This is a genomic window from Streptomyces sp. NPDC006283, assembly GCF_040613325.1.
In the GTDB taxonomy this organism is placed as follows: domain Bacteria; phylum Actinomycetota; class Actinomycetes; order Streptomycetales; family Streptomycetaceae; genus Streptomyces.
Genome location: NZ_JBEXRZ010000058.1, coordinates 14,549 through 38,293 on the forward strand (window position 1 = coordinate 14,549; position 23,745 = coordinate 38,293).

At 69.1% G+C, this 23,745-nt stretch carries 19 protein-coding genes and 3 pseudogenes; 11 read left to right on the forward strand and 11 right to left on the reverse strand.

Annotation, left to right across the window (positions count from 1 at the left end):
* Positions 1–26: 26 nt before the first annotated feature.
* Positions 27–602, reverse strand: a complete 576-nt coding sequence (locus tag ABZ070_RS14950; protein ID WP_356633730.1) for a helix-turn-helix domain-containing protein — start codon at positions 600–602, stop codon at positions 27–29.
* Positions 603–823: 221 nt separating this feature from the next.
* Here ABZ070_RS14950 and ABZ070_RS14955 point away from each other — a divergent pair, with 221 nt between their 5' ends.
* Positions 824–1,204 carry an ATP-binding protein gene (locus tag ABZ070_RS14955; protein WP_356633766.1) on the forward strand — a complete coding sequence of 127 codons (381 nt, stop codon included), beginning with the start codon at positions 824–826 and terminating at the stop codon, positions 1,202–1,204.
* 838 nt (positions 1,205–2,042) lie between these two features.
* On the opposite strand, the pseudogene ABZ070_RS14960 reads toward ABZ070_RS14955, so the two are convergent.
* From ABZ070_RS14960 to ABZ070_RS14975, 4 genes and pseudogenes are all read right to left on the reverse strand, one after another.
* Positions 2,043–3,961: pseudogene (locus ABZ070_RS14960) on the reverse strand (RHS repeat-associated core domain-containing protein); the annotation flags it as partial.
* A gap of 60 nt (positions 3,962–4,021) precedes the next feature.
* Entirely contained in the window at positions 4,022–4,528 is a 507-nt protein-coding gene (locus ABZ070_RS14965) for an SseB family protein (RefSeq protein WP_356633732.1), read from the reverse strand.
* Between the two features lie 93 nt (positions 4,529–4,621).
* A complete protein-coding gene (locus ABZ070_RS14970; RefSeq protein WP_356633734.1) occupies positions 4,622–4,846 on the reverse strand; it encodes a DUF397 domain-containing protein in 225 nt (74 codons plus the stop codon).
* Positions 4,833–5,667: pseudogene (locus ABZ070_RS14975) on the reverse strand (helix-turn-helix transcriptional regulator). Before ABZ070_RS14975 ends, ABZ070_RS14970 begins: the two are co-directional and overlap by 14 nt.
* A gap of 144 nt (positions 5,668–5,811) precedes the next feature.
* Here ABZ070_RS14975 and ABZ070_RS14980 point away from each other — a divergent pair.
* The 4 genes from ABZ070_RS14980 to ABZ070_RS14995 all read left to right on the forward strand — a co-directional run bounded on the left by ABZ070_RS14980 (position 5,812) and on the right by ABZ070_RS14995 (position 10,431).
* Positions 5,812–6,090 carry a hypothetical protein gene (locus ABZ070_RS14980; RefSeq protein WP_356633736.1) on the forward strand — a complete coding sequence of 93 codons (279 nt, stop codon included), beginning with the start codon at positions 5,812–5,814 and terminating at the stop codon, positions 6,088–6,090.
* Positions 6,087–6,419 (forward strand): hypothetical protein, encoded by a 333-nt coding sequence (locus ABZ070_RS14985; RefSeq protein WP_356633738.1) that lies wholly within the window; start codon positions 6,087–6,089, stop codon positions 6,417–6,419. Before ABZ070_RS14980 ends, ABZ070_RS14985 begins: the two co-directional genes overlap by 4 nt.
* A gap of 258 nt (positions 6,420–6,677) precedes the next feature.
* The gene (locus ABZ070_RS14990) at positions 6,678–8,897 is read left to right on the forward strand and encodes an ATP-dependent RecD-like DNA helicase (protein WP_356633740.1); all 2,220 of its coding nucleotides are present in this window, start codon (positions 6,678–6,680) and stop codon (positions 8,895–8,897) included.
* Positions 8,898–9,141: 244 nt separating this feature from the next.
* The gene (locus ABZ070_RS14995) at positions 9,142–10,431 is read left to right on the forward strand and encodes a citrate synthase (protein ID WP_356633742.1); all 1,290 of its coding nucleotides are present in this window, start codon (positions 9,142–9,144) and stop codon (positions 10,429–10,431) included.
* A gap of 388 nt (positions 10,432–10,819) precedes the next feature.
* Here the strand turns inward: ABZ070_RS14995 and ABZ070_RS15000 are convergent, their stop codons facing one another.
* From ABZ070_RS15000 to ABZ070_RS15010, 3 genes and pseudogenes are all read right to left on the reverse strand, one after another.
* A complete protein-coding gene (locus ABZ070_RS15000) occupies positions 10,820–13,048 on the reverse strand; it encodes a heavy metal translocating P-type ATPase (protein WP_356633744.1) in 2,229 nt (742 codons plus the stop codon).
* Between the two features lie 115 nt (positions 13,049–13,163).
* Positions 13,164–13,487, reverse strand: coding sequence for a heavy-metal-associated domain-containing protein (locus tag ABZ070_RS15005; protein WP_356633746.1), 324 nt, complete (start codon positions 13,485–13,487; stop codon positions 13,164–13,166).
* Positions 13,488–13,685: 198 nt separating this feature from the next.
* A pseudogene (locus ABZ070_RS15010) lies at positions 13,686–13,784 on the reverse strand (TetR family transcriptional regulator); the annotation flags it as partial.
* Between the two features lie 213 nt (positions 13,785–13,997).
* Between ABZ070_RS15010 and ABZ070_RS15015 the strand changes: the two are divergent.
* Positions 13,998–14,951 (forward strand): redoxin family protein, encoded by a 954-nt coding sequence (locus ABZ070_RS15015; RefSeq protein WP_356633748.1) that lies wholly within the window; start codon positions 13,998–14,000, stop codon positions 14,949–14,951.
* Between the two features lie 119 nt (positions 14,952–15,070).
* Here the strand turns inward: ABZ070_RS15015 and ABZ070_RS15020 are convergent, their stop codons facing one another.
* From ABZ070_RS15020 to ABZ070_RS15030, 3 genes are all read right to left on the reverse strand, one after another.
* The gene (locus ABZ070_RS15020; RefSeq protein WP_356633750.1) at positions 15,071–15,694 is read right to left on the reverse strand and encodes a histidine phosphatase family protein; all 624 of its coding nucleotides are present in this window, start codon (positions 15,692–15,694) and stop codon (positions 15,071–15,073) included.
* A gap of 163 nt (positions 15,695–15,857) precedes the next feature.
* Positions 15,858–16,055: a MerR family transcriptional regulator gene (locus ABZ070_RS15025; protein ID WP_356633752.1), complete on the reverse strand. Its 198-nt coding sequence runs from the start codon at positions 16,053–16,055 to the stop codon at positions 15,858–15,860.
* A 213-nt stretch (positions 16,056–16,268) separates the two neighbouring features.
* On the reverse strand, positions 16,269–17,180 hold the full coding sequence (locus tag ABZ070_RS15030) for a sugar phosphate isomerase/epimerase (RefSeq protein WP_356633754.1): 912 nt from the start codon (positions 17,178–17,180) through the stop codon (positions 16,269–16,271).
* Between the two features lie 137 nt (positions 17,181–17,317).
* Between ABZ070_RS15030 and iolC the strand changes: the two genes are divergently transcribed.
* The 5 genes from iolC to mmsA all read left to right on the forward strand — a co-directional run bounded on the left by iolC (position 17,318) and on the right by mmsA (position 23,675).
* Complete coding sequence (gene iolC / locus ABZ070_RS15035; RefSeq protein WP_356633756.1) at positions 17,318–18,490, forward strand: 5-dehydro-2-deoxygluconokinase; 1,173 nt, start codon at positions 17,318–17,320, stop codon at positions 18,488–18,490.
* Positions 18,487–19,371, forward strand: a complete 885-nt coding sequence (locus ABZ070_RS15040) for a deoxyribose-phosphate aldolase (protein WP_356633758.1) — start codon at positions 18,487–18,489, stop codon at positions 19,369–19,371. The genes iolC and ABZ070_RS15040 overlap by 4 nt, the downstream gene beginning before the upstream one ends.
* Before the next feature lie 61 nt (positions 19,372–19,432).
* Positions 19,433–20,257 carry a 5-deoxy-glucuronate isomerase gene (iolB, locus tag ABZ070_RS15045; protein ID WP_356633768.1) on the forward strand — a complete coding sequence of 275 codons (825 nt, stop codon included), beginning with the start codon at positions 19,433–19,435 and terminating at the stop codon, positions 20,255–20,257.
* Positions 20,254–22,143 (forward strand): 3D-(3,5/4)-trihydroxycyclohexane-1,2-dione acylhydrolase (decyclizing), encoded by a 1,890-nt coding sequence (iolD, locus tag ABZ070_RS15050; protein WP_356633760.1) that lies wholly within the window; start codon positions 20,254–20,256, stop codon positions 22,141–22,143. The genes iolB and iolD overlap by 4 nt, the downstream gene beginning before the upstream one ends.
* A 14-nt stretch (positions 22,144–22,157) precedes the next feature.
* Positions 22,158–23,675, forward strand: coding sequence for a CoA-acylating methylmalonate-semialdehyde dehydrogenase (gene mmsA, locus ABZ070_RS15055; protein ID WP_356633762.1), 1,518 nt, complete (start codon positions 22,158–22,160; stop codon positions 23,673–23,675).
* The last annotated feature ends 70 nt before the right edge of the window (positions 23,676–23,745 follow it).

Below are 23,745 nucleotides of genomic sequence, written 5' to 3' on the forward strand. Positions count from 1 at the left end.
CTCACACCGGAACGGTCATGAGCACTTCACCGGATGCCCAGGTCGCCGACTTCGGTGCCCTGCTGGCGAACGTCTTCCCCTGGATGCGCCATCTCTCGGGCGAGGAAGCACGGAAACTCGTCAGCGATCTCCTCTAAGCCGCACAGGATGGGGGCCCTGAGTCGCACCGGACACTCGACCGAGTCCTCACGGAGTGGCGCGCGACGGGCAGCGATCCTGGCCGACCCTGTCCTGACGGCGCAGTTGATGCGCCCCCTGCCGGCCGATTCGGCGCGTGCGAAACTGCGGAACCACTCCGGGTGCCGAGTCCGCGCCTTCGACTGAGCCTCGCGTACGTCATTGATGGCCGCCTTGAGCACGCCACCCGCGCTCACCAGGCCGTCCACGCGCTCAAGGAAGTCGGGTTGCCGAGTCCTGCCCCCGCGCCCGATCGCGGAGATCAGGTCTTCCCCGCAGTGCGCAGCGATGCCGAGATCCTTCTGGCTCGGCCTGGCCCGTTCCCGCAGCACCTTGATCTGCTTGCCGAGCGCGCGGAACAGATGCGTGGTCCCGTCCACCTCGGCCGGCCGCTCCGGCCGCTCGTCGCGTTCCGCGTCCGTCATGCCCCGACCTGCCTCTCGCTCCGCCCGCTCGGTCACGCCCGACGACCCGCACACAGCGGCACGCGTACTCGCACAACTACGGTCCGTCGACCGGCAACCCCTGGTCAGGGTAGGCGGAGCCGGACACGCTCGGTGACGCGAATACGGAAACGACCACCTGCAAGGCTGAGTTCGCCCAGCGCTTCACCGCCACCCGTCGCGGTGCCCGCCTCGCCCGCCATCTGGCGGTTCACCAACTCGACGCCTGGGGCGCCGGCTACGGCACCGACATGTCCGAGACGGTGGCCTACATCGTCGCGGAACTGGTGACGAACGCGGTGACCCACGGCCGCGAACCGGGCCGGGACTTCGAGCTGCGCCTGCTGCTGTCGGACTCCGGCGCCCTGCGCATCGAAGTCTCCGACACCCGCAGCGAACCACTCCCGACTACCCCACCCGAGCCGGCGCCGGACGCAGAGACGGGCCGCGGGCTTCTCCTGGTGCAGGCCTTGGCAGACGCGGATGGCGTGACACCTCGGCCGGTCGGCAAGACGGTCTGGGCCGCGCTGCACCTTCGGACCAATGACGGCCAGGGTGAGGCCAACCCTCCGGGGTTCCAGTGATGCTTGTCCTCACCAACTTGGCTGGGCCCTTCAATCACTCCTTCGGCGTGCGCCGCGTCAGCGGGTGAATGTTTGCGGAAGTCTTCCCTCCTCCCACAGCTCATCCAAGCGATTCAAGAAGGACTCAAAGTTTCTCTCGAGCGTCCGTCGTTGATCGCGGGAGAGATGCCCCAGAGGGTCGTTGAATTCAAGGTTGTCCAGATCGGGACCAGTCCACCCCTTGAACCTTCTGCAGGAAGCGCACCACGCGTAAGAGATCCGCGAAGGCCTCCGGTCGTTATGGCGGTAAACATAAATTCGCACTGAACATGCTCCGCATGCCGGGCAGGTCCGCTCTCTAGGATCTTCTGTGAAGCGCCTTCCTGTAGTAAGTTCCTGCACTTGTTCGCTGGTGAATTCTTGCAACTTATTGACCTCTCCGCCGCATGAACTGATCGAGCATTTGCTGTCCGTAGTCCTCTGCCGCCTGCTCTGATCCACCCCAGGGGTTATTTGAATTCCGGGTCAACTCGAAGTGTTTATGGTGAAATATTTCGTGATTAATTGTAGCTACAGCTTCATCCAAGCTACGCAGTCCGATATCCGAAACTTCGATCAATGGCAGGCCCCTGGGGCCCTTCATGGGGAAGCCGTCCATTGTGTGGGGACTATTTCCGAACGCTATCCCGTCCGGAGTTCGGATTTCCGGCACATGGACAATGTCGTAGTTGGAGACAGACATTCCGGCGCGGCCTAGTTCCATCTTCACGTTGCTGATGCTCACCGCCGGGCCGTGGTGCCCGCCTGGGTGGCTCTGAGACTCTCCACGATAGTTGTTCTGAACGCCTGGCGGGCAATCGGGGGCGAGACCCAGCGTGTCAGTGAGCAAGACTGGGTTGTGCACATAGGTGGAGGGGTTGGGTGCAGGGGAGACTCCAAGCGGGTCGGATGTGAGGTAGCGACCGGACTCAGAGTTGTAGTGACGGAAGTAGTTGTAGTGAAGACTCGTCTCCGCGTCGAAGTACTGGCCGGGGAACCGGAGCGGGGTGTACGTCCCGCTGTGTGATGACCAAGCCGTCGTGCCCCATAGTGTGCTGCGTGTTCGCCAGGCCAACCCGCCTGACTCATCGACCAATTCGTTCGGAGTGCCGATTAGGTCAGTGACGATGGCGAAGAAGCGTTCGTTGATTTCTTCTCGAGACTCGCCATGCCCGAGGAGGCGTTCCGTCTGCGTGAGTGGACGTAGCCCATGATGGTCCCAGGTAAGTGTCACAAGGTGGGGCAGCGTTTCCCTCTCGGTTGTCTCTTCGCAGAGGGTGGTGCCATCCCAGGTGAATATGGTCTGTTCGAGGGCGGAGGTGCCATCGGCGGCGAGGCGTTGTTTCGCGGTTCGGCGGCCGAGGGCGTCGTATTCGTATCGCCAGACCGTTCCATCCGGTGTCGTGACGGAGCGCATGCGGTCTTCGGCGTCCCACTCGTAGCGCCAAGTGTCGGGTTTGCGGGAAAGGCGGGTTTTCTGGCGGAGGGTGATGCGACCGAGGGCGTCGTGTTCGTAGCGGATGGTGCCGGCACGGGTGATGGTGGTGCCGGTGTACTCGCGGGTGCCCACGGCTTCTTGGCCGGGGTGGGTTGCGGGCCAGGACGCTTCGGTTTGATTGCCGGCCTCGTCGTAGGCGTAGCGCTCGGTCCAGTTTGTGGCGTGGACGGCGGTGACGCGTCCGGCGGGGTCGAGGTCGAAGGTGCGGGTGCCGGTGAGTTGGTCGGTGAGGGTGATGAGGTTGCCGTCGGCGCGGTAGGTGTAGTCGCGGCGCTGGATGCTGCGGTCTGCGGCGGTGACGTGTTGGCTGGTGAGGCGGCCGAGTGGGTCGTACTGGTTGGTGAAGGAGATGATGTCGCCGATGCGGCGGGCGATCTCGTGTCCGGCCGCGTCGTGCTCGAAGGAGATGGTGCGGCCCGAGGTGGTGAGGGAGGTGCGGCGTCCCGCGGCGTCGTAGGTCCAGGAACTGACCGCGCCGGTGGGTGTGGTACGTCCGGTGCGGCGGCCTAGGGTGTCGTACGTGTACGACATGGTGCGGCCGTTGACGGTCTCGGAGACGAGACGGCCGTACCGGTCGCGGAGATACGTGATGGTGGCGTCCGCGTTGACGGCTTCGGCGAGTTGGTCGGAGAAGTCGTAGGCGAAGGTTGTGATCGCTCCGGCCGCGTCCTTGCGGGTGATGCGGTCGAGTCCGTCGCGCTCGTAGTGGATGGTCTGGCCGAGAGCGTCGGTGCGGGCGACGAGTCGGCCTGCCGCGTCCCGTCGTAGGCGAGCGTGCGGTTGTCGAAGTCGGTCTCGGACATGAGGTGTCCGGCCGGGTCGTACGCGTAGTTCCAGGTCAGACCCTGTGGGTTGAGGACCTGGGTGAGGCGCAGCTCATGGTCGTGGGTGAATTCGTAGCGCACGCCGTCGGGGCCGGTGCGGGCGCTGAGCAGGTCGAAGTGGGTGTACTCGAAGCGGGACACCTGGCCGAGAGCGTCGGTGTGGGCGACGCAGTTGCCTTCGCCGTCATACGTCCAGGACTGCTGTGTGCCGTCGGCCTCGGTACGGCGGGCGAGCTTGCCCTCCGGCGTCCATTCGAGCCTGGTCGTTGCCCCGAGAGGGTCGACGAGGGTGACGGGGCGGCCGAACGGGTCGCGTTCGATGCGTGTCACCGCGCCGAGAGGATCGGTGATCTCGACGGGAAGGCCGACGGCATTGCTGCGGATACGGCTGGTGTTTCCGAGCGCGTCGGTGACCGATCCCCGCCGCGATCGCCGCCAACGCCACCGGCGGCGCCGCCAGATCAGCCTTCTCCCCGCTCACCGCATCCCCCCGAGATCAACCGCCACCTCATCCGGCACCACACCCACAACCGGCGGAAACAACATGCCCTCCACGCTGCCCGCATCCAGCGCAACCCCCGCCGGGCCAGGCAGCATCGGCACCATCACATCCAACAAACGCGCACCCAACACGGTGCGGTAGGTCCACTCACGCCCCGCATCCCCCTGCGCGTGCGCGAACCGGGCCAACGCCTCCTCGTCCGAGAACGCACAGATCCACCGCACCCCGTTGAAATCCGCCGTCCACAGACTCCCGTGCGCATCCAACGGCACCAACACCGCCGCACGCCGAAATTCCCCCAGCAACACCGCAAACCGACGCCGCGCCACCGCGACCTCATCCACCGGCGCGCCACCGGAAGCAGCAGCAGGCACGGAAGGCACCGGCTCTGCCGGAGGCGCCTCCGCCGCCGGCCAATCGGCCAACTCCGCAAGCCGCGAGAGGCGCTCAGGCCTCGATATCCCATCCCCGTTGTCACTCACCCGGAGATGCTTTCACGGGCGACTTCTCAGCAGTAACGAACAAAGTGGCCAACCGGCCACGGAGCGTGTGCCACGCGCACTCCAGGCGCGACCTCAGCCGGAGAGCTCGCCACCATTGAGAGCGGAGACGAACGACGACCACCCCTCCGCCGAGAAGAGCAGCGCCGGACCGTTCGCGGCCTTGCTGTCCCGGACCGGCACGCCGGCGTGGCCGCGGGCGATCTCGAGGCACTCGCCCTGGCCGCCGCCGCTGTAGCTGGACTTGTACCAGCCGGTGAGGGTCGACGAGTCGATGACGGTGCGTTCACTGCTGGCCATGTTCGTGTTCCTCCGCGGCGGCTCTCACGAGAGCCAGTGACTCCTGCTGCGACAGCGCGTCGCTCAGCGCAAGAGCGTAGGCCGTCTGACAACCGTTCACCAGGGCCGGCTCGTCCATCAGGCGCCCGCTGAACAGCCCTTCGACATACGCCACCGGAGCCGAGTCCTCGAAGCTCATGAGGGTGAGCAGGCTCTCCATGAGCGCGTGTGCGCCTGCTCCGAACGGGAGTACGTGCAACCGCAGTCGTCCCTCCTCGGCCATGTCCGCGACCTTGCGGAGCTGTTCGGCCATGACTTGAGGGCCGCCCACTCGCCGTCGGAGTACCGCTTCGTCCAGCAGCGTCCACATGACAGGGTGCAACGGCCCGTCGAGGACTCGGGAACGCTCTGTTCGAATGACAACGTCCCTGTCAAGTTCCTCCGGCCGGTGGTTGGGCCGGTACGCGCGGAACAGCGCACGGGCGTAGCCCTCCGTCTGCAGCAGGCCGGGCACCAGCGACAGGGGCGAACTGCTGGATGAGCTTCGCCTGTTGTTCCAGCTCGGCCACCGCTGCGAAATGGTCGGCGTACTTCGTCTCCAGGTCCTCCAGCCAGCGGGCGAAGAACCCGTCCGTGCCGAGCGCCCGGTCGATCCGCTGCGCGTCGTCCGGATTGGGCAGCCGCCTGCCTGCCTCGAAGTGGCTGATGAGGGTCGGAGAGCACACGACCTGCTCACCGAGCGCCTCTTGGGTCAGCTCTGCCGCCATCCGCCGGAGCCGCAGCTCCTCCCCGTACTTCTCGCGCGGCGTACGCGGTACTCGCGGCTTTCGGTTGCTGTCCATGCGATCGACTCCCCAAGCTGACGGGCGTGCTGTCAAGCCTCCGGTACTGGCAGCCTAGCCAGTCATGACTTCAGTCTGTGAGGAGTTCGCCACACAGTGCACTTGCGGGTGCTGTGTGTCTCTCCTGGACGGAAGCAGGCCGACATGACGCGTGTGCTCGGATACCTCCTCGGACCGCTGGTTCGGTTCCTCAGCCCCAAGGCCGGACGGAGCCGGCGGCCTCCGGGACCGCCGGCGGCAGGCCACCTCCCCTACTCGTGTGCCTACGTCGGTGGGCCGACCGCGTACCGCACCGGTGAACGGCCTCCGCGAGGCGAGGACAGCCCGCTCGTACGGCCCTACCTTGTGGCGCACGAGGAGCGGCAGAAGCGGCAGCGGCGGCGGGTACTGCTGCTCGCCGTACGAGGAGTGGATGTGGCATGAGCGGCGAGAAGTGTGCGGGGCATGCGGCGGCCCGGCTGCTGCCGTGGACGGCCGAGCAGGGCAAGCCGTGCTACGTCGTCGGCGACGGCACCGGCTATGTGTCGCGGCTTGCGGACGACATCGAGAGCATCCAGCTCGGCATGGCGGGCGACCTGCTCGGGCACGCTGGGGAGCTGCTGGCGGACCGTCGGGTGACCGGCGCCGAACTGCGCTACCTGGCCTGCCGGTTGAGCGAGTCGTTGCGGGACGTGATGCGTGTCGCCGAGAGCCGTGGGGCGCGCTTGGAGGCGGTGGTGGCCGGCGCGGGTGGACGGCAGGGCCGGGGCTGAGCCGCCGTGGCCGAAAGCGGCTCGGGAACATGGCCGGAACTACTCCCCGCAACCGTGCAACCATCTCTGCGTCACCGGAGTCGTATGTGTCGTCAGGGCTGCGGGGGAAGCGCATCTGGGGGGATCGCGCGGGGCCTTGACGGTGGGGGAGCGTAAGGGGCCCGGTCGTCGACCGGGCCCCCTCTTCGTGCCGAGGGGGCGTTCCGAGTTGTCCACAGGCGCTGCACCGCTGTCGGACCTCAGCGATAACGTCGGGTCATGTCCAATCCGGTCACGTTCACCCCGGCCGTCCTCGAAGGCGTCCTCGAGCGGATCACGTATGCCAACGAGGAGAACGGCTACACGGTCGCCCGCGTCGACACCGGGCGCGGCGGCGGTGATCTGCTCACCGTCGTCGGGTCGCTGCTCGGTGCGCAGGTCGGCGAGTCGCTGCGGATGGAGGGCCGTTGGGGCTCCCATCCGCAGTACGGCAAGCAGTTCACCGTGGAGAACTACACCACCGTCCTGCCGGCCACGATCCAGGGGATACGCCGCTATCTCGGTTCGGGGCTGATCAAGGGGATCGGGCCGAAGATCGCAGAGCGGATCGTCGACCACTTCGGCACAGACACCCTCGACGTCATCGAGCAGGAGCCGAAGAGGCTCATCGAGGTGCCGGGGCTCGGGCCGAAGCGGACGAAGCTGATCGGCGCTGCCTGGGAGGAGCAGAAGGCCATCAAGGAGGTCATGGTCTTCCTCCAGGGCGTGGGTGTGTCGACCTCCATCGCGGTGCGCATCTACAAGAAGTACGAGGACGCCTCGATCTCGGTCGTGAAGAACCAGCCGTACCGTCTGGCGGCCGACGTGTGGGGCATCGGCTTTCTGACCGCCGACCGGATCGCCCAGGCGGTCGGGATACCGCACGACAGCCCCGAGCGGGTCAAGGCCGGTCTGCAGTACGCCCTTTCCCAGTCGACCGACCAGGGGCACTGCTTCCTGCCGCAGGAGCAACTGATCTCGGACGCGGTGAAGCTGCTCGCGGTGGACACCGGCCTGGTCATCGACTGCCTCGCCGAGCTCGCGGCCGACGAGGAGGGTGTCGTACGGGAACAGGTGCCCGGACCGGAGGGGGGAGAGCCGGTGACGGCGGTGTACCTGGTGCCGTTCCACCGTGCGGAGCTGTCCCTCGCCGGGCAGGTGCGGCGGCTGCTGGGGGCGGAGGACGACAGGATGCCGGCGTTCGGAGAGGTGGCGTGGGACAAGGCGCTGGCGTGGCTCGCGGACCGTACGGGCGCACAGCTTGCGCCCGAACAGGAGGCGGCGGTCAAGCTGGCGCTGACCAGCAAGGTCGCGGTGCTCACGGGCGGGCCGGGCTGCGGCAAGTCGTTCACCGTCCGGTCGATCGTGGAACTGGCCCGCGCCAAGAAGGCCAAGGTCGTGCTCGCCGCCCCCACGGGCCGTGCGGCCAAGCGTCTCGCCGAGCTCACCGGGGCCGAGGCGTCCACGGTGCACCGGCTGCTGGAGCTCAAGCCGGGCGGGGACGCGGCCTACGACCGGGACCGGCCGCTTGACGCGGATCTGGTCGTCGTCGACGAGGCGTCGATGCTCGACCTGCTGCTCGCCAACAAGCTGGTCAAGGCCGTGGCGCCCGGCGCGCATCTGCTACTGGTCGGTGACGTCGACCAGCTGCCGAGCGTCGGCGCCGGCGAGGTGCTGCGCGACCTGCTGGCGGACGGTGGTCCGGTGCCGAGCGTGCGGTTGACGCGGATCTTCCGGCAGGCGCAGCAGTCCGGCGTCGTCACCAACGCGCATCGGATCAACTCCGGTTTGCAGCCCATCACTTCGGGTCTCGCCGACTTCTTCCTCTTCGTCGAGGAGGAGACGGAGGACGCGGGCCGGCTGGCCGTGGACGTGGCGGCCCGGCGTATCCCGGCGAAGTTCGGCCTGGACCCGAGACGCGATGTCCAGGTGCTGGCGCCGATGCACCGGGGCCCGGCCGGTGCGGGGACGCTCAACGGGCTGCTTCAGCAGGCGATCACCCCGGCTCGCCCCGAGCTCCCGGAGAAGCGCTTCGGCGGACGGGTTTTCCGTGTCGGCGACAAAGTGACTCAGATCAGAAACAATTATGACAAGGGGCGTAACGGGGTCTTCAACGGCACCGTCGGCGTCGTCACGTCGCTCCAGGTGGAGGACCAGCGGCTGACCGTGCTGACCGACGAGGACGAGGAGGTCGCCTACGACTTCGACGAGCTGGACGAGCTGGCCCACGCCTACGCGGTGACGATCCACCGTTCGCAGGGCAGCGAGTATCCGGCGGTGGTGATCCCCGTCACCACCGGGGCGTGGATGATGCTTCAGCGCAATCTGCTCTACACGGCCGTCACCAGGGCGAAGCGGCTCGTCGTACTGGTCGGCTCCCGCAAGGCGATAGGGCAGGCCGTGCGGACCGTTTCCGCAGGCAGGCGCTGCACGGCGCTCGCCCATCGGCTGGGCGCGTGAGCCCGTCGCCCGGAAGGGGCCGGTGGGCGGATGGTTCGGGCCTGCAGGGGTGGGAAACACCACCCCTACCCCGTCCCGGCTTCCAGAACCAGGGCGAAGGGGGCAAGATGAGCAGGTTGGCGGCACTGAGTGCCGCCGATAGGCCCAATGGTCGACCCCGAGTGCACTCTGCTGAGCCAAATGGGGGATGGTAGAGACAGTCAGGGCACCTCGAAGAAGAGGCACTACGTCGGTGAGGGATGACGTGAGCGACAACTCTGTAGTACTGCGGTACGCGGACGGTGAATACACCTACCCGGTGGTCGAGAGCACCGTCGGCGACAAGGGCTTCGACATCGGGAAGCTCCGAGCCCAGACCGGTCTGGTGACCCTGGACAGTGGATACGGCAACACCGCCGCCTACAAATCCGCGATCACCTACCTCGACGGCGAGCAGGGCATTCTGCGCTACCGCGGCTACCCGATCGAGCAGCTGGCCGAGCGCTCCACCTTCCTCGAGGTGGGATACCTGCTGATCAACGGCGAGCTACCCACGGTCGACGAGCTTGCGGGCTTCAAGGACGAGATCACCCAGCACACGCTGCTGCACGAGGACGTCAAGCGGTTCTTCGGCGGCTTCCCGCGTGACGCGCACCCGATGGCCATGCTGTCGTCCGTGGTCAGCGCGCTGTCCACGTTCTACCAGGACAGCCACAACCCGTTCGACGAGAAGCAGCGCCACCTCTCCACGGTCCGGCTGCTTGCCAAGCTGCCGACGATCGCGGCCTACGCGTACAAGAAGTCGATCGGCCACCCGTTCGTCTACCCGCGCAACGACCTCGGTTACGTGGAGAACTTCCTGCGCATGACCTTCTCGGTCCCGGCGCAGGAGTACGAGCTCGACCCGGTCGTGGTCTCGGCGCTGGACAAGCTGCTGATCCTGCACGCGGACCACGAGCAGAACTGTTCGACCTCCACCGTGCGTCTGGTCGGTTCCTCGCAGGCGAACATGTTCGCCTCGATCTCGGCCGGCATCAGCGCCCTGTGGGGCCCGCTGCACGGCGGCGCCAACCAGTCGGTCCTGGAGATGCTCGAGGGCATCCAGGCCAACGGCGGCGATGTCGACTCCTTCATCCGCAAGGTGAAGAACAAGGAGGACGGCGTCCGCCTGATGGGCTTCGGCCACCGGGTCTACAAGAGCTTCGACCCGCGCGCCAAGATCATCAAGGCCGCTGCGCACGACGTCCTCTCCGCGCTCGGCAAGTCCGACGAGCTGCTGGACATCGCGCTGAAGCTCGAGGAGCACGCGCTCTCCGACGAGTACTTCGTCTCGCGCAACCTCTACCCGAACGTGGACTTCTACACGGGTCTGATCTACCGCGCGATGGGCTTCCCGACCGAGATGTTCACCGTGCTCTTCGCGCTCGGCCGGCTGCCCGGCTGGATCGCCCAGTGGCACGAGATGATCAAGGAGCCCGGTTCCCGCATCGGCCGCCCGCGCCAGATCTACACGGGCGAGGTCCTGCGCGACTTCGTTCCGGTCGAGGCCCGCTGAGCTCTCGCACCGTCCGGGCCGGGGCCGAGCGGCCCCGGGTCCCCGAACAGCGGAAAGCGCCCCGCTGCCGATCCCCCCACGGGTCGGCGGGCGGGGCGCTTCCATTTCCCCGACAGCGGATTCCCCCCACGGGATCCGGCCGGGCATCTGTAGGGTGCAGAAGCACCTCACGCGGTGCCGGGGTACGTACGCACGGGAGGGCCGCTCAAAGCTCCCCGGGCACGTGCCCCGGCCAAACGCTTGCCTGGGACGTCCCCCAAGACATCCCATGAACGTCCCCCAAGACGTTCTCGGCATCGACCACTTAGACTCGCGACGAGCCTGAATGGTTACCCCTAAATATCTGTGATCTAGGTCTCCTTGTGAAGGTCTTGTGACCTGTTTGTAGTCACGAGAAGGAGCGCAGCCGCAGGCTGTTGAACACCACAAACACGGACGAAAAGGCCATCGCGAATCCGGCGATCATGGGGTTGAGCAGGCCTGATGCCGCCAGAGGCAGTGCGGCGACGTTGTAGCCAAAGGCCCAGTAAAGATTGCCTTTGATCGTGGCCAGTGTCCGCCTTGCGAGACGGATCGCGTCCCCCGCCACCCGCAGATCACCTCTCACCAGGGTGAGGTCTCCCGCCTCGATCGCCGCGTCCGTGCCCGTCCCCATCGCCAGGCCCAGGTCCGCGGTGGCCAGCGCGGCCGCGTCGTTCACGCCGTCGCCGACCATCGCGACCGTGCGGCCCTCGGCGCGAAGCCGTTCGACGACCTTCACCTTCTCCTCGGGCATGACCTCGGCGTACACCTCGTCCACACCGATCTCCGCGGCGACCGTTTCGGCCACCGCCCTGCTGTCGCCGGTCAGCAGCACGGGAGCAAGCCCCAGTGCCCGCAGCTCCCGTACGGCCTCAGCGCTCGTCTCCTTGACCGCGTCGGCGACGGTCAGGACGCCGAGGGCCTTGCCGTCCCGTGCCGCGTACACGGCCGTGCAGCCGCTCGCGCGGGCCGCGGTCTCCACGAGTGCGTCGGGCAGCTCGACGCCCGCGCTCTGAAGGAGCCGCGCGCGCCCCACCAGTACCTGCTGTCCCTCGACGACACCCCGCGCACCGAGGCCGGGAATGTTCACGAACTCCTCGACGGCAGGCAGCGGGCCTTCCGTGCGGGCCGCCGCGCCGTCGGCGATCGCGCGAGCGACGGGGTGCTCCGAGGCGTGCTCCAGTGCGCCCGCGAAACGCAGCAGTTCCTGCGCGTCTGCGGTTTCGTCCGGGTGCACGCCCTGAAGGGCCATCCGGCCCGTGGTGACCGTTCCCGTCTTGTCCAGGACGACGGTGTCCACCCGTTGTGTGGACTCCAGAACCTCCGGCCCCTTGATCAGGATGCCGAGCTGCGCTCCCCGCCCCGTGCCGACCATCAGCGCGGTCGGAGTGGCCAGACCGAGCGCGCACGGGCAGGCGATGATCAGTACGGCGACGGCGGCGGTGAAGGCGGCGGCCGTGTCACCGGTCAGCGCCAGCCACACGCCGAGCGTCCCCGCGGCGATCAGCAGCACAACGGGAACAAAGACGGCGGAGATCCGGTCGGCCAGCCGCTGGATCTGCGCCTTGCCGCTCTGGGCGTCCTCCACCAGCTTCGCCATCCGGGCCAGCCGGGTGTCCGCGCCGACCCGTGTGGCCTCGACGACGAGGCGGCCGGCGGTGTTCAGGGTGGCGCCGGTGACGGTGGCGCCCGGGGCCACGTCCACCGGAACGGACTCACCGGTGAGCATCGAGGCGTCGACGGCGGAGGTACCTTCGACGACGCTGCCGTCGGTGGCGATCTTCTCCCCGGGCCGTACGACGAAGCGGTCGCCGACGGCGAGGCGGTCGACCGGGACGCGCACCTCGGAGCCGCCCCGCAGGACCGCGACGTCCTTCGCTCCCAGGTCCATGAGCGCCCTCAGGGCCGCGCCGGCACGCCGCTTGGAGCGTGCCTCGAGCCAGCGGCCGAGCAGGAGGAACGTGGTCACGCCCGCGGCGACCTCGAGATAGATCGCCGACGAGCCGTCTGAGCGGCTGACGGTGAGGTCGAAGCCGTGACGCATGTCCGGCATGCCCGCGCTGCCGAAGAACAGCGTCCACAGGGACCAGCCGAAGGCGGCCAGGGTGCCGGTGGACACCAGCGTGTCCATCGTCGCCGCGCCGTGCCGCAGATTGGTCCAGGCGGCACGGTGGAAGGGCAGGGCTCCCCAGACGACGACCGGGGCGGCGAGTGTCAGCGAGAGCCACTGCCAGTTGTCGAACTGCAGCGACCCGATCATCGACATGAGGACGACCGGGGCAGACAGCAGCGCGGAGACGACGAGCCGCTGCCGCAGGGCACCGCCGTCCGGCTCGGTGTCCGCGGGCGCTTCGGGGAGGGCGGCCGGGGCGGTGGCGGGCGGTGGCGGCTCCTCGGCCGTGTAGCCGGTCTTCACCACCGTCGCGATCAGGTCGGCGACCTCCGTCCCCGCGGGACAGGAGATGCGCGCCTTCTCGGTCGCGTAGTTGACCGTGGCGCTGACGCCGTCCATGCGGTTCAGCTTCTTCTCGACGCGGGCGGCGCAGGAAGCGCAGGTCATCCCGCCGATGGTGAGCTCTACCTCGGATGTTTCCACGTTCGGGACTCCATGCAGCTGGGCCGGGGCCGTACCCCCCCAGTATCCGGCGGTGGGGTACGGCCACGGCCCAGGGGCCCGGGCCGGGTGGTTCCGGGCGGGCGGCGCGGGGTGCTCAGGCCGTGCCGACCAGCTCGTAGCCGGCCTCGTCGACGGCCTCGCGTACCGCGGCCTCGTCCAGCGGGGCCTGCGAGACCACGGTGACCCGGCCCGTCGCTGCGACGGCCGTCACGGCGGTGACGCCGGGAAGCTCGGAGATCTCGCTGCTCACCGCGCCCTCGCAGTGGCCGCAGGTCATGCCGCTGACCTGGTAGACGGCGGTGACGCCACCGGTCTGGGCATCCGCGGCCGCGTCGTGGCAGGAGCCGGTGGACGAGCAGCACGAGGCGCTTGCCCCGGTGGCCTCGATCTCGATGCCGGTCTTCGTCTCGGCGGTCATGGCGTTCTCCTCTTCGGGGCTTCGACGCGTACGCGGTCGATCGGGCATGGTGCGCCAGGGGCAGTGGCGGCTGCCGTGGCCTCCTGTCGTGAAAGATACTATACCCCTAGGGGGTACCTTCCACGGCTTTCGCCTCGCCGAGGAGCGGCGATGCGAGGTCCGCCGCGATCAGGGCCGCGCCGTGGGAGTCGCGCCACTGGTGCCGGGGGAGACACCGGCCTCGCGGGCGATGGCGTTGGTGCCGGCCGCCGTGTAGTCGGCCGTTCAGAAGACGCCGCCCGCGGAGTCGAGCAGCTGCTGCGGGTCGACGGCCCCGTTCCTCGGGAAGCTCGGCGTACTTCACGGTGCTGCCCGAAAGGAGTGCCTCGGCCCGTGGCGGGCTTCGTAAGAGCAGTGAGAGTGCCTGAGCCGGCGGGCGGCTGTGTTCGCCTAGGGGTCGTGCGGGCATCCCCGCAGAGCGCTTGACCTTACCCTCAAGGGCAAGGTTTAGCGTTCTTCGAGGTGAGAGGCATGCGGATCGGTGAGCTGGCCCGGCGAGCGGGTGTGACGACCAAGGCGGTGCGCTACTACGAATCGCTGGGGCTGCTCGCGCCGGTGCGGTTGGCCAACGGCTATCGGGACTACGACGAGCACGACGTACGGCTCACGCAGGAGATCCGGGCGCTCTGCCGCCTCGGCATCCCTGTCGAGGCGACGCGGCCGTTTCTGGAATGCCTGGCCCTGGGGCACCGGCATGGGGACGACTGTCCGGCCGCGCTGGCCGGGTACCGGGACGCCATTGATGAACTCACGCAGCGGATCGAGGGCCTCACCGCCCGCCGGGCGGTGCTGGTGGCGCACCTGCACGAGGCCGCTCACCGCAACGGCGGCTTCTCACCGGCTGAAGGAGAGGAACCTATGACCGACTACACGAGCCTGCCTGCCGACCTGCCCGTCCCCGAGGACGACGGCGCTGCTGCCCACCTGCGCGGTGCGAGAATGCCGCAGCTGGAACTCCTTGCCACCGACAACGCCACGATCAGCCTTGAGGCGCTGGGTGGTCGCACGGTGCTCTACATCTATCCGCTGACGGGCCGCCCCGGCACCGATCTGCCCGAGGGCTGGGACTCCATCCCCGGCGCCCGTGGCTGCACCGCCGAGACATGCGGCTTCCGCGACCACCACCAGGAACTGCTCGCGGCCGGCGCGACCCGGGTGTACGGCCTCTCCAGCCAGGACAGCGACTACCAACGTGAGGTCACCGAGCGGCTCCGCCTACCGTTCCAGGTGCTGTCCGACCCCACACGGAGCTTGGCCCAGGCACTGGACCTTCCCACATTCACCACTGACGGGCTGACGCTGTACAAGCGGCTCACGCTGATCATCAAGAACAACGTGATCGAGCACGTCTTCTACCCGGTCTTCCCGCCGGACAAGCACGCCGACCAGGTCCTGGCCTGGCTCAGCGACAACGCCGACGGTTGATACATCAGTACAGCTGTTGGCGATGGTCACAATCGGGTCGGGACAAGGGCGCTGACCCGGTTCTCGGTGGCGCGGAGGAAGTCGTTGCCCTTGGCCTCGATCGATCCCAGCTACCGGCCTCAGACGTGGAGCTCTGGCGGGAAGCCGGTCCAGCGGAGTTCGGCGGGGAGGTGGCCGGTGTCGTTGAAGAGGAGGACCGCCGGGGGACGGTCGGGTGTGTAGCGGATGACGGTCAGGGCCGCGTTGGCATGGTTGATGCCCAGCCATCGCCACTTCGGCGCGTCGAGGGCGGCTCGGATGAGCCAGCCGACGAGGAAGTTGTGGGTGACGACAAGCTCGTGCCGCGGTTCGTCTCCGACGACAGTCCCGGTGAACTCTGCGAGTGCCGCCGCCGCGAGCCCGGGGCCCTGCTCGCGTTCCTCGGCCGTGAACTGGTGCAGGAAGTCGATCCAGGCGTCGGCTGCCTCCGGCGGCAGTTCCTCGCGTGTCGGCAGGTAGGGGAGGTAGTCGCCGGCCGCTTCGGAACGACGGCAGGGGACTTTGTCGAGCTGCTCACCGACCAGCTGGGCGGTCTGTTCGGCACGGGCGAGAGGCCCGTGGTGGATCGCCGCCAGCGGGACGCCACGGAGCCGCTCCCCCAGCAGGGCTGCCTGGCGGCGGCCCGCATCCGTCAATTCACTCTCATCCGGTGATGCCTCGCCGTGACGGGCGAGATAGAGGTAGCGGGCGGCCGTACCGGTCATGGATGCGTCCTTCAGTAAGTCGATCTTGCGGACTCACGGAAGGACGCCGACCCCTGCGGACCGGTTCCACGAAGGGTGGAGTCGGGCCTCACGCCGGATCAGCGCGCGGTGGCCCCGCACCGGCGACGGTGCGAGGGCCGCCGCTCTCGCCCTGCGCTGCGTTTCATTCCCGACGGCCTCTGTTTCCGGGCCGATTGGCCACCCACAGGCGGATCGTGTCCGCATACCAGAGCGGCTTGCCCGCCTCCACATGGTCGGGCGGGGGCAGAAGACCGTGCTTGCGGTAGGAACGGACGGTGTCCGGCTGGACCTTGATGTGCGCGGCGATGTCCTTGTAGGACCAGAGCCTTCTGTCCGTCATGAGCGTGGCACCTCCCTGCGCGCGCAGCAGAGGCGGTCGGTATGCCGTCGGGGGAGCTGCCGCGCGGACGCTGGCGATCACTGAGCCTGTGCCCGTTGAACGACACAGGCCGGTGCCAGGGGAACGCCTGTTGATCGTCTGTGACGTAAGTCCCGCGTAATGGAGACATGCGTGATGAGAGGAGGACAACGGTGACAGATGTGCCGCAGTGCGTCAGAGACCACAGGAGCGCAGGAAAGAACGGGTGCGTTCGGCAATCGGAAGCGGTTTGTCCTCGGGGCAGGGATACATGTCCTGCTCCACGATGGCGAAGAGGTCCACCCCCAGTGACTGGGCGGCGGTGAGCACGGGTTCCAGAGCGGGCACCCCGGCCGGCGGCTCGCACATCACTCCGCGCCCCACCGCCGGTCCGAACGGCATCTCCTCTGCGACCACTTGGGCCAGGATCTCCGGGTCGACCTGCTTGAGGTGGAGGTAGCCGATCCGCTCCCCGTAGGTCTCGATCAGCTTGACGCTGTCGCCGCCGCAGTAGGCGTAGTGACCGGTGTCCAGGCACAGGGACACCAGGTCCCGGTCGGTGGCGTCGAGGAATCGGGTGACGTTCGCCTCGGTGTCGATGTGGGTGTCCGCGTGCGGATGGACGACGATCTCCAGGCCGTAGCGCTCCCGCACTTCGTGGCCCAGGCGTTCGGTCTGGGCCGTGAGGTCGCGCCACTGTGCCGGGGTCAGCGTGCGGTCCTCGAGCACCGTCCCCGTCTTGTCGTCGCGCCAGAAGGAAGGGATCACCACCAGGTGCGAGGCCCCCATCGCCTGCGTGAGCGCGGCGATGTCGGAGACATGGGCCCAGGTGTCGTCCCACACGGCCGGCCCGCGGTGGAGGCCGGTGAAGACGGTTCCGGCCGACACCTTGAGGCCGCGCCGCGCGGTCTCCTCCGCAAGCCGGACGGGGTCGGTCGGCAGGTAGCCGTACGGGCCGAGCTCGATCCACTCGTAACCGGCGTGCGCGACCTCGTCGAGGAAGCGCTGCCAGGGGATCTGACGGGAATCCTCGGGAAACCACACCCCCCAGGAATCGGGGGCCGAGCCGACCCGGATGCGGTTCAGGGCGGGTGCGGATGAGGTCATGCCGGTCAGCTTTCCGGCCGCCCGAGAAAGGTGTCAAGGCTTGGTCCGAATGTAAGGACAAAATGTTGACAGGGTTCGCCGGGGAGGGCTAGACCTGATGTCGGCCGGCACCGGCGGTTCGAACCGAAGGGACGCGCATGCCTCAGCCGTATGACGTGATCACGATGGGGCGGATCGGGGTCGACCTCTATCCGCTGCGTACCGGGGTTCCGTTGGCGCAGGTCGACACGTTCGGAAAGTTTCTCGGCGGCTCGGCGACGAATGTCGCGGTCGCCGCGGCCAGGCTGGGCCGACGGACCGCGGTGATCACCCGTACCGGGCAGGACGCCTTCGGCGACTATCTCCACCAGGCACTGGGGGAGTTCGGTGTCGACGACCGGTGGGTCACGCCCGTCGCCGCGTATCCGACCCCGGTCACCTTCTGCGAGATCTTCCCGCCGGACAACTTCCCCCTCTACTTCTACCGGCAGCCGAAGGCGCCCGATCTGGAGATCCGCGAGAGCGATCTGGATCTGGCGCAGATCCGCGACGCCCGGCTCTTCTGGACGACCGGCACCGGGCTGTGTGCCGAGCCGAGCCGGTCGGCGACCCTCGCTGCGCTTGCGCACCGGGCCGGCGGACCGGGCATCACCGTGTTCGACCTGGACTGGCGGCCGATGTTCTGGTCCGACCCGCAGGAGGCGCGGGCGTACTACGCCCAGGCCCTGACGTACGCAACGGTCGCGGTGGGGAACGTGGAGGAGTGCGCGGTCGCCACCGGTGAGCACGAGCCGCACGCCGCCGCGCGGGCGCTCCTGGCGTCCGGTGTCGAGCTCGCCGTTGTCAAGCAGGGGCCCAAGGGGGTGCTCGCCCTGCACCGTGACGGCACACAGGCCGAGGTCCCGCCCGTGCCGGTCGACGTCGTCAACGGCCTGGGAGCGGGGGACGCGTTCGGCGGCGCCCTGTGCCACGGGCTGCTCGCGGCCTGGGAGTTGGAGCACACGATGCGGTACGCCAACGCGGCGGGCGCGATCGTGGCGTCGCGGCTCGCGTGCTCGACGGCGATGCCGTACGAGGAGGAGGTCCAGGCCGTCCTGGCGGGCGCCCCGCCCCCACCGGACCCGAGCGCCCCCGACCGGGCCGGCGTCCTCGCCCCGGACCGGAACCGGTCCGCCGTCCCCGACCCGGCCACCGCTCCCGGTCCCACCCCGGACCGGGCCCGCCCCATCCGGGACCGGGCCCGCCCCGGCCCCGTCGGGCGGCCGGGCCCCGTCGAGCGCCCCGGCCCCGTCGAGCGCCCCGAGAGTGGCGGGCGTGGGGAGGGGGCGTGAGCCGGGTCGACATCGGCGAGCTCGTCGGGATTCGCGCGCGCCATCCCGAGGCGGTCGCCGAGGCTGCCGTCCGCAGGCGGCGGCGGCAGGGGCTCGTGGGGGACAGCGGGCGGCTGATGATCGTCGCCGCCGACCACCCCGCCCGCGGCGCCTTCGCTGTCGGTGAGCGCCGCCTCGCCATGGCCAACCGCCTCGACCTGCTGGAGCGGCTCTGCCTCGCGCTGTCCCGTCCCGGCGTCGACGGCGTGCTGGCCACCGCCGACATCCTCGACGACCTTCTGCTCCTCGGGGCCCTCGACGACAAGGTCGTCATGGGCTCGATGAACAGGGGAGGCCTCGCGGGCGCCGCCTTCGAGCTCGACGACCGGTTCACCGGCCACCGGGCCCGCGACCTCGACCGGCTGGGCTTCGACGCGGGCAAACTGCTGCTCCGTATCGACTACGACGACCCCGCCTCCCTCGACACCCTCGACGCCGCCGCCCGAGCCGTCGACGAGATGGCCGAGCGTCAGCTTCCCGTTTTCATAGAGCCGTTCATCTGCCACCGGATCGACGGCCGGCTCCGCAGCGATCTCAGCGCCGAAGCCGTGACCCGTTCCATCGCCATCGCCTCCGGGCTGGCCGGCACATCGGCGTACACCTGGCTGAAGGTGCCCGTCACCGAGGACCCCGACGACATGGGGGCGGTGCTGGAGACCTCCACCCTCCCCGCGGTGCTGCTCGGCGGCGACATAGGCAAGGACCAGGACGGAGCGTACGAGAAGTGGCGGGGAGCACTGCAACTGCCCACGGTCCAGGGTCTGGTGGTGGGCCGCTCGCTGCTCTATCCGGTCGACGGCGACGTGGCGGGCGCGGTCGACACGGCCGTAGGACTGCTGTAGGGGGTACGGACAGAACATGGACGACCAATACATGGACGACCCGTACATGGGCGACCAGCACATGGATGACGACGACAAGCCGGGCGGTCTCCACCTTCGGGCAGGCAGCACGGCCGACGGCCCGTACGCCCTGAGCATCAGCCCCGAGCAAGCCGGCTGGGGCTACTCGGCCCTGCGTGTGCTCGAGCTCGAGCCGGGCGGAGCGCAGCTGCTCACCGCCGGTGACAGCGAGTGGATCGTGCTGCCCCTCACCGGCGGTTGCACCGTTCGCACGCAAGGCGAGATCTTTGAACTGCAGGGGCGGAAAAGCGTGTTCGGCGGAGTGAGCGACTTCGCCTACGTACCGCGCGATGCCCATGCCCAGATCGCCTCCGGTGCGGGAGGCCGCTTCGCCCTGGCAGGAGCGAGGTGCGAGCGCCGACTCCCCGCTCGCTACGGCCCCGCGCCGGAGGTACCCGTCGAGGCCCGCGGCAGCGGCAGCCAGGCCCGTGAGGTCCACAACTTCGCCGCCGCCGGCTCCTTCGACTGCGACCGCCTGATCGCCGTCGAGGTGCTCACCCCCGGCGGCAACTGGTCCTCCTACCCTCCGCACAAGCACGACGAGCACCGACCCGGCGAGGAGAGTGAGCTCGAGGAGATCTACTACTTCGAGATCGAGGGCGGCGGCCTCGGCTACCAGCGCATCTCGCCGTCCCGTCCCGGCGGCTCCGACCTCCTCACCGAGGTCCGCACCGGCGACGCCGTCCTCGTCCCCGACGGCTGGCACGGTCCGTCCATCGCCGAGCCGGGCCACACCATGTACTACCTCAACGTGATGGCGGGCCCCGGTGCCGAGCGCGAGTGGCTCATCCGCTTCCACCCCGACCACACGGAGGGCTACCGGTGAACACCTCACGTCCCCCCAGCCGGCGACTCACCACCGCTCAGGCCCTGGTCGCCTTCCTCGCCCGCCAGTACACCGAGCGCGACGGCCGCCGCCACCGTCTGATCGACGCCACGTGGGGCATCTTCGGGCACGGCAACGTCGCGGGTGTCGGACAGGCGCTCCTCGAATCGGCCGAGGACATGCCGTACCTCCAGGGCCGCAACGAACAGGCGATGGTCCACGCTGCCGTCGGCCACGCCCGCCAGTCCCGGCGGCTCTCCGCCCACGCCGTCACCACGTCCATCGGCCCCGGCGCCACCAACCTCGTCACGGGCGCCGCCCTCGCCACGATCAACCATCTCCCCGTCCTGCTGCTCCCCGGCGACATCTTCGCCACCCGGCCCGCCGACCCCGTCCTCCAGCAGTTGGAAGTGCCCTATGCGGGCGACGTGTCGGTGAACGACTGCCTGCGCCCCGTCTCCCGCTATTTCGACCGGGTCACCCGCCCCGAGGCACTGATCCCTGCCGTGCTGCAGGCCATGCGGGTCCTCTGCGACCCCGCGCAGACCGGCGCGGTCACGCTCGCGCTGCCGCAGGACGTGCAGGCGGAGGCGTACGACTGGCCGGAGGAGTTCTTCGCCGAACGGATCTGGCGGGTGGCCCGCCCGCGGCCCGACGCGGAGGCGTCGGCGCAGGCGGCCGAGGTACTGCGCGCGGCCCGCCGACCGCTGCTCGTCGCAGGCGGCGGCATCCACCACTCGGAGGCGGAGGAGGCGCTGCGGGCGTTCGCCGACGCGACCGGCATTCCCGTGGCCTCGACCCAGGCGGGGAAGGGCTCGCTGCCGTACGACCACCCGTGCGATGTCGGGGGCATCGGGCACACCGGCACCGCCACGGCCGACGATCTCGCCCGCACCGCGGACCTGGTGATCGGTGTAGGCACCCGCTGGTCCGACTTCACGACCGCCTCCTCGACCCTCTTCCAGTCCGAGTCGGTCCGCTTCGTCAACGTCAACATCACGTCCTTCGACGCCCGCAAGATGTCCGGTCTCGCGGTCGTCGCCGACGCCCGTACCGCGCTCGAAGAGCTGACGGCCGCCCTCGCCGGGCACCGCGTCGACGCGGCGTACACAGCCGAGTACGGCACCGCCAAGGCGGCCTGGGAGCAGCGGGTGACCGGTGCGTTCAGCGCGCCGGATCCCGACGCGCGCCCCACCCAGGCACAGGTTCTCGGCGCCCTCGACGCCCTGGTGACCGGGGACGACATCGTCGTCAACGCCGCCGGTTCACTCCCCGGCGACCTGCACAAACTGTGGCGCGCCCGCTCCGCCGACCAGTACCACGTGGAGTACGGGTACTCCTGCATGGGCTACGAGATCCCGGCCGCGATCGGCGTCGCGATGGCGGCCCCCGGCCGCCCGGTGTGGGCGCTCGTCGGCGACGGCACGTACCTCATGAGCCCCACCGAGATCGTCACCGCCGTCCAGGAGCGCGTCCCGATCCGGATGGTGATCCTGCAGAACCACGGGTACGCCTCCATCGGCGGCCTGTCCGAGTCGGTGGGCTCGGAGCGCTACGGCACCGCCTACCGGCACAGGGCCGCCGACCGTACCTTCACCGGAGCCCCGCTGCCCGTTGATCTCGCGGCCAACGCCGAGTCCCTCGGGATGCGGGTGATCCGCGCCCGCAGCGTGCGTGACCTGCGCCAAGCACTGGCCGAGGCGCGCGCGGCCGACGTGCCCACATGTGTCTACGTCGAGACCGAAACGCCAGACACAGTGTCGGGCCCGCCGGCGGCGCAGGCGTGGTGGGATGTTCCAGTGGCCGAGACCGCGACTCGCCCGTCGGCGGTCAAGGCCCGGGAGGAGTACGACCGGCAGGCCGCCGCCCGACGCCGCCATCTCTGAAGGAGCATTTCGTCATGACGAAGACCGTCAACCACTGGATCGGTGGCAAGACCGTCGAGGGTGCGTCGGGCAACTGGGGCCCGGTCACGGACCCGGCGACGGGAGCCGTCACCACGCGTGTCGCCCTGGCCTCCGTGGAAGAGGTCGACGCGGCCGTGGCCGCGGCGCGGGAGGCGTACGCGACGTGGGGCACCTCGTCCCTGGCGCAGCGCACCGCGGTCCTCTTCCGCTACCGCGCCCTGCTGGACGCCCGCCGTGACGACATCGCGGCCCTGATCACCGCAGAGCACGGCAAGGTGCACTCCGACGCGCTGGGCGAGGTCGCCCGCGGTCTGGAGATCGTCGAGCTGGCCTGCGGCATCACCACTCAGCTCAAGGGCGAGTTGTCGACCCAGGTCTCCAGCCGGGTCGACGTCGCCGCGATCCGCCAGCCGCTGGGCGTGGTGGCCGGCATCACGCCGTTCAACTTCCCGGCCATGGTGCCGATGTGGATGTTCCCGCTGGCCGTCGCCTGCGGAAACACCTTCATCCTCAAGCCGAGCGAGAAGGACCCTTCGGCCGCGAACCTTCTGGCGGAGCTGGCCTCCGAGGCCGGGCTGCCCGACGGTGTGCTGAACGTCGTGCACGGCGACAAGGTGGCCGTCGACGCGCTGCTCGAGCACCCGGACGTCGCCGCAGTCTCCTTCGTCGGCTCCACCCCGATCGCCCGCTACATCCACACGACCGCCTCCGCCAACGGCAAGCGTGTCCAGGCGCTCGGCGGCGCGAAGAACCACATGCTCGTCCTGCCCGACGCCGACCTCGACGCGGCCGCCGACGCGGCGGTCTCCGCGGCGTACGGCTCGGCCGGTGAGCGCTGCATGGCGATCTCCGCGGTCGTCGCGGTCGGCGCGATCGGTGACGAGCTGGTGGACAAGATCCGCGAGCGTGCGGAGAAGATCAAGATCGGCCCGGGCAACGACCCGACGTCCGAGATGGGTCCGCTGATCACCGCCGCCCACCGCGACAAGGTCGCCTCCTACGTCAAGGGCGCGGGCGCGCAGGGTGCGGAGGTCGTCCTGGACGGCACCGGGTACACGGTCGACGGCTTCGAGGACGGCCACTGGATCGGCCTCTCCCTCCTCGACAAGGTCTCGACCGACTCCGACGCCTACCGCGACGAGATCTTCGGCCCGGTGCTGTGTGTGCTGCGCGCCGAGACGTACGAGGACGGCGTGGCGCTGATCAACGCGTCCCCGTTCGGCAACGGCACGGCGATCTTCACCCGCGACGGCGGCGCGGCCCGCCGCTTCCAGCTGGAGATCGAGGCCGGCATGGTCGGTGTGAACGTGCCGATCCCGGTGCCGGTGGGTTACCACTCCTTCGGTGGCTGGAAGGACTCGCTCTTCGGCGACCACCACATCTACGGCAACGACGGCGTGCACTTCTACACCCGCGGCAAGGTCGTCACCACCCGCTGGCCCGACCCGGCGGACGCCCCCGCCGGCGTGGACCTGGGCTTCCCCCGCAACCACTCAGGCCGGTGTGGCTGAGGATCGAGTTGATGATCCGGATGTTCGCCTGGTGCGGGATGACGTGGCTGACGTCGGCCGCGTCGACCTT

Bases quoted from the DNA above. Each gene is read 5' to 3' on its own strand.
- ABZ070_RS14970 (WP_356633734.1), bottom strand. From the start codon at position 4,846: ATGGCCAGCAGTGAACGCACCGTCATCGACTCGTCGACCCTCACCGGC.
- mmsA (WP_356633762.1), top strand. From the start codon at position 22,158: ATGACGAAGACCGTCAACCACTGGATCGGTGGCAAGACCGTCGAGGGT.
- ABZ070_RS14950 (WP_356633730.1), bottom strand. From the start codon at position 602: ATGACGGACGCGGAACGCGACGAGCGGCCGGAGCGGCCGGCCGAGGTG.
- ABZ070_RS15005 (WP_356633746.1), bottom strand. From the start codon at position 13,487: ATGACCGCCGAGACGAAGACCGGCATCGAGATCGAGGCCACCGGGGCA.
- iolC (WP_356633756.1), top strand. From the start codon at position 17,318: ATGCCTCAGCCGTATGACGTGATCACGATGGGGCGGATCGGGGTCGAC.
- ABZ070_RS15030 (WP_356633754.1), bottom strand. From the start codon at position 17,180: ATGACCTCATCCGCACCCGCCCTGAACCGCATCCGGGTCGGCTCGGCC.
- ABZ070_RS14980 (WP_356633736.1), top strand. From the start codon at position 5,812: ATGACGCGTGTGCTCGGATACCTCCTCGGACCGCTGGTTCGGTTCCTC.
- ABZ070_RS15015 (WP_356633748.1), top strand. From the start codon at position 13,998: ATGCGGATCGGTGAGCTGGCCCGGCGAGCGGGTGTGACGACCAAGGCG.
- iolB (WP_356633768.1), top strand. From the start codon at position 19,433: ATGGATGACGACGACAAGCCGGGCGGTCTCCACCTTCGGGCAGGCAGC.
- ABZ070_RS14985 (WP_356633738.1), top strand. From the start codon at position 6,087: ATGAGCGGCGAGAAGTGTGCGGGGCATGCGGCGGCCCGGCTGCTGCCG.
- ABZ070_RS14990 (WP_356633740.1), top strand. From the start codon at position 6,678: ATGTCCAATCCGGTCACGTTCACCCCGGCCGTCCTCGAAGGCGTCCTC.
- ABZ070_RS15020 (WP_356633750.1), bottom strand. From the start codon at position 15,694: ATGACCGGTACGGCCGCCCGCTACCTCTATCTCGCCCGTCACGGCGAG.
- ABZ070_RS15025 (WP_356633752.1), bottom strand. From the start codon at position 16,055: ATGACGGACAGAAGGCTCTGGTCCTACAAGGACATCGCCGCGCACATC.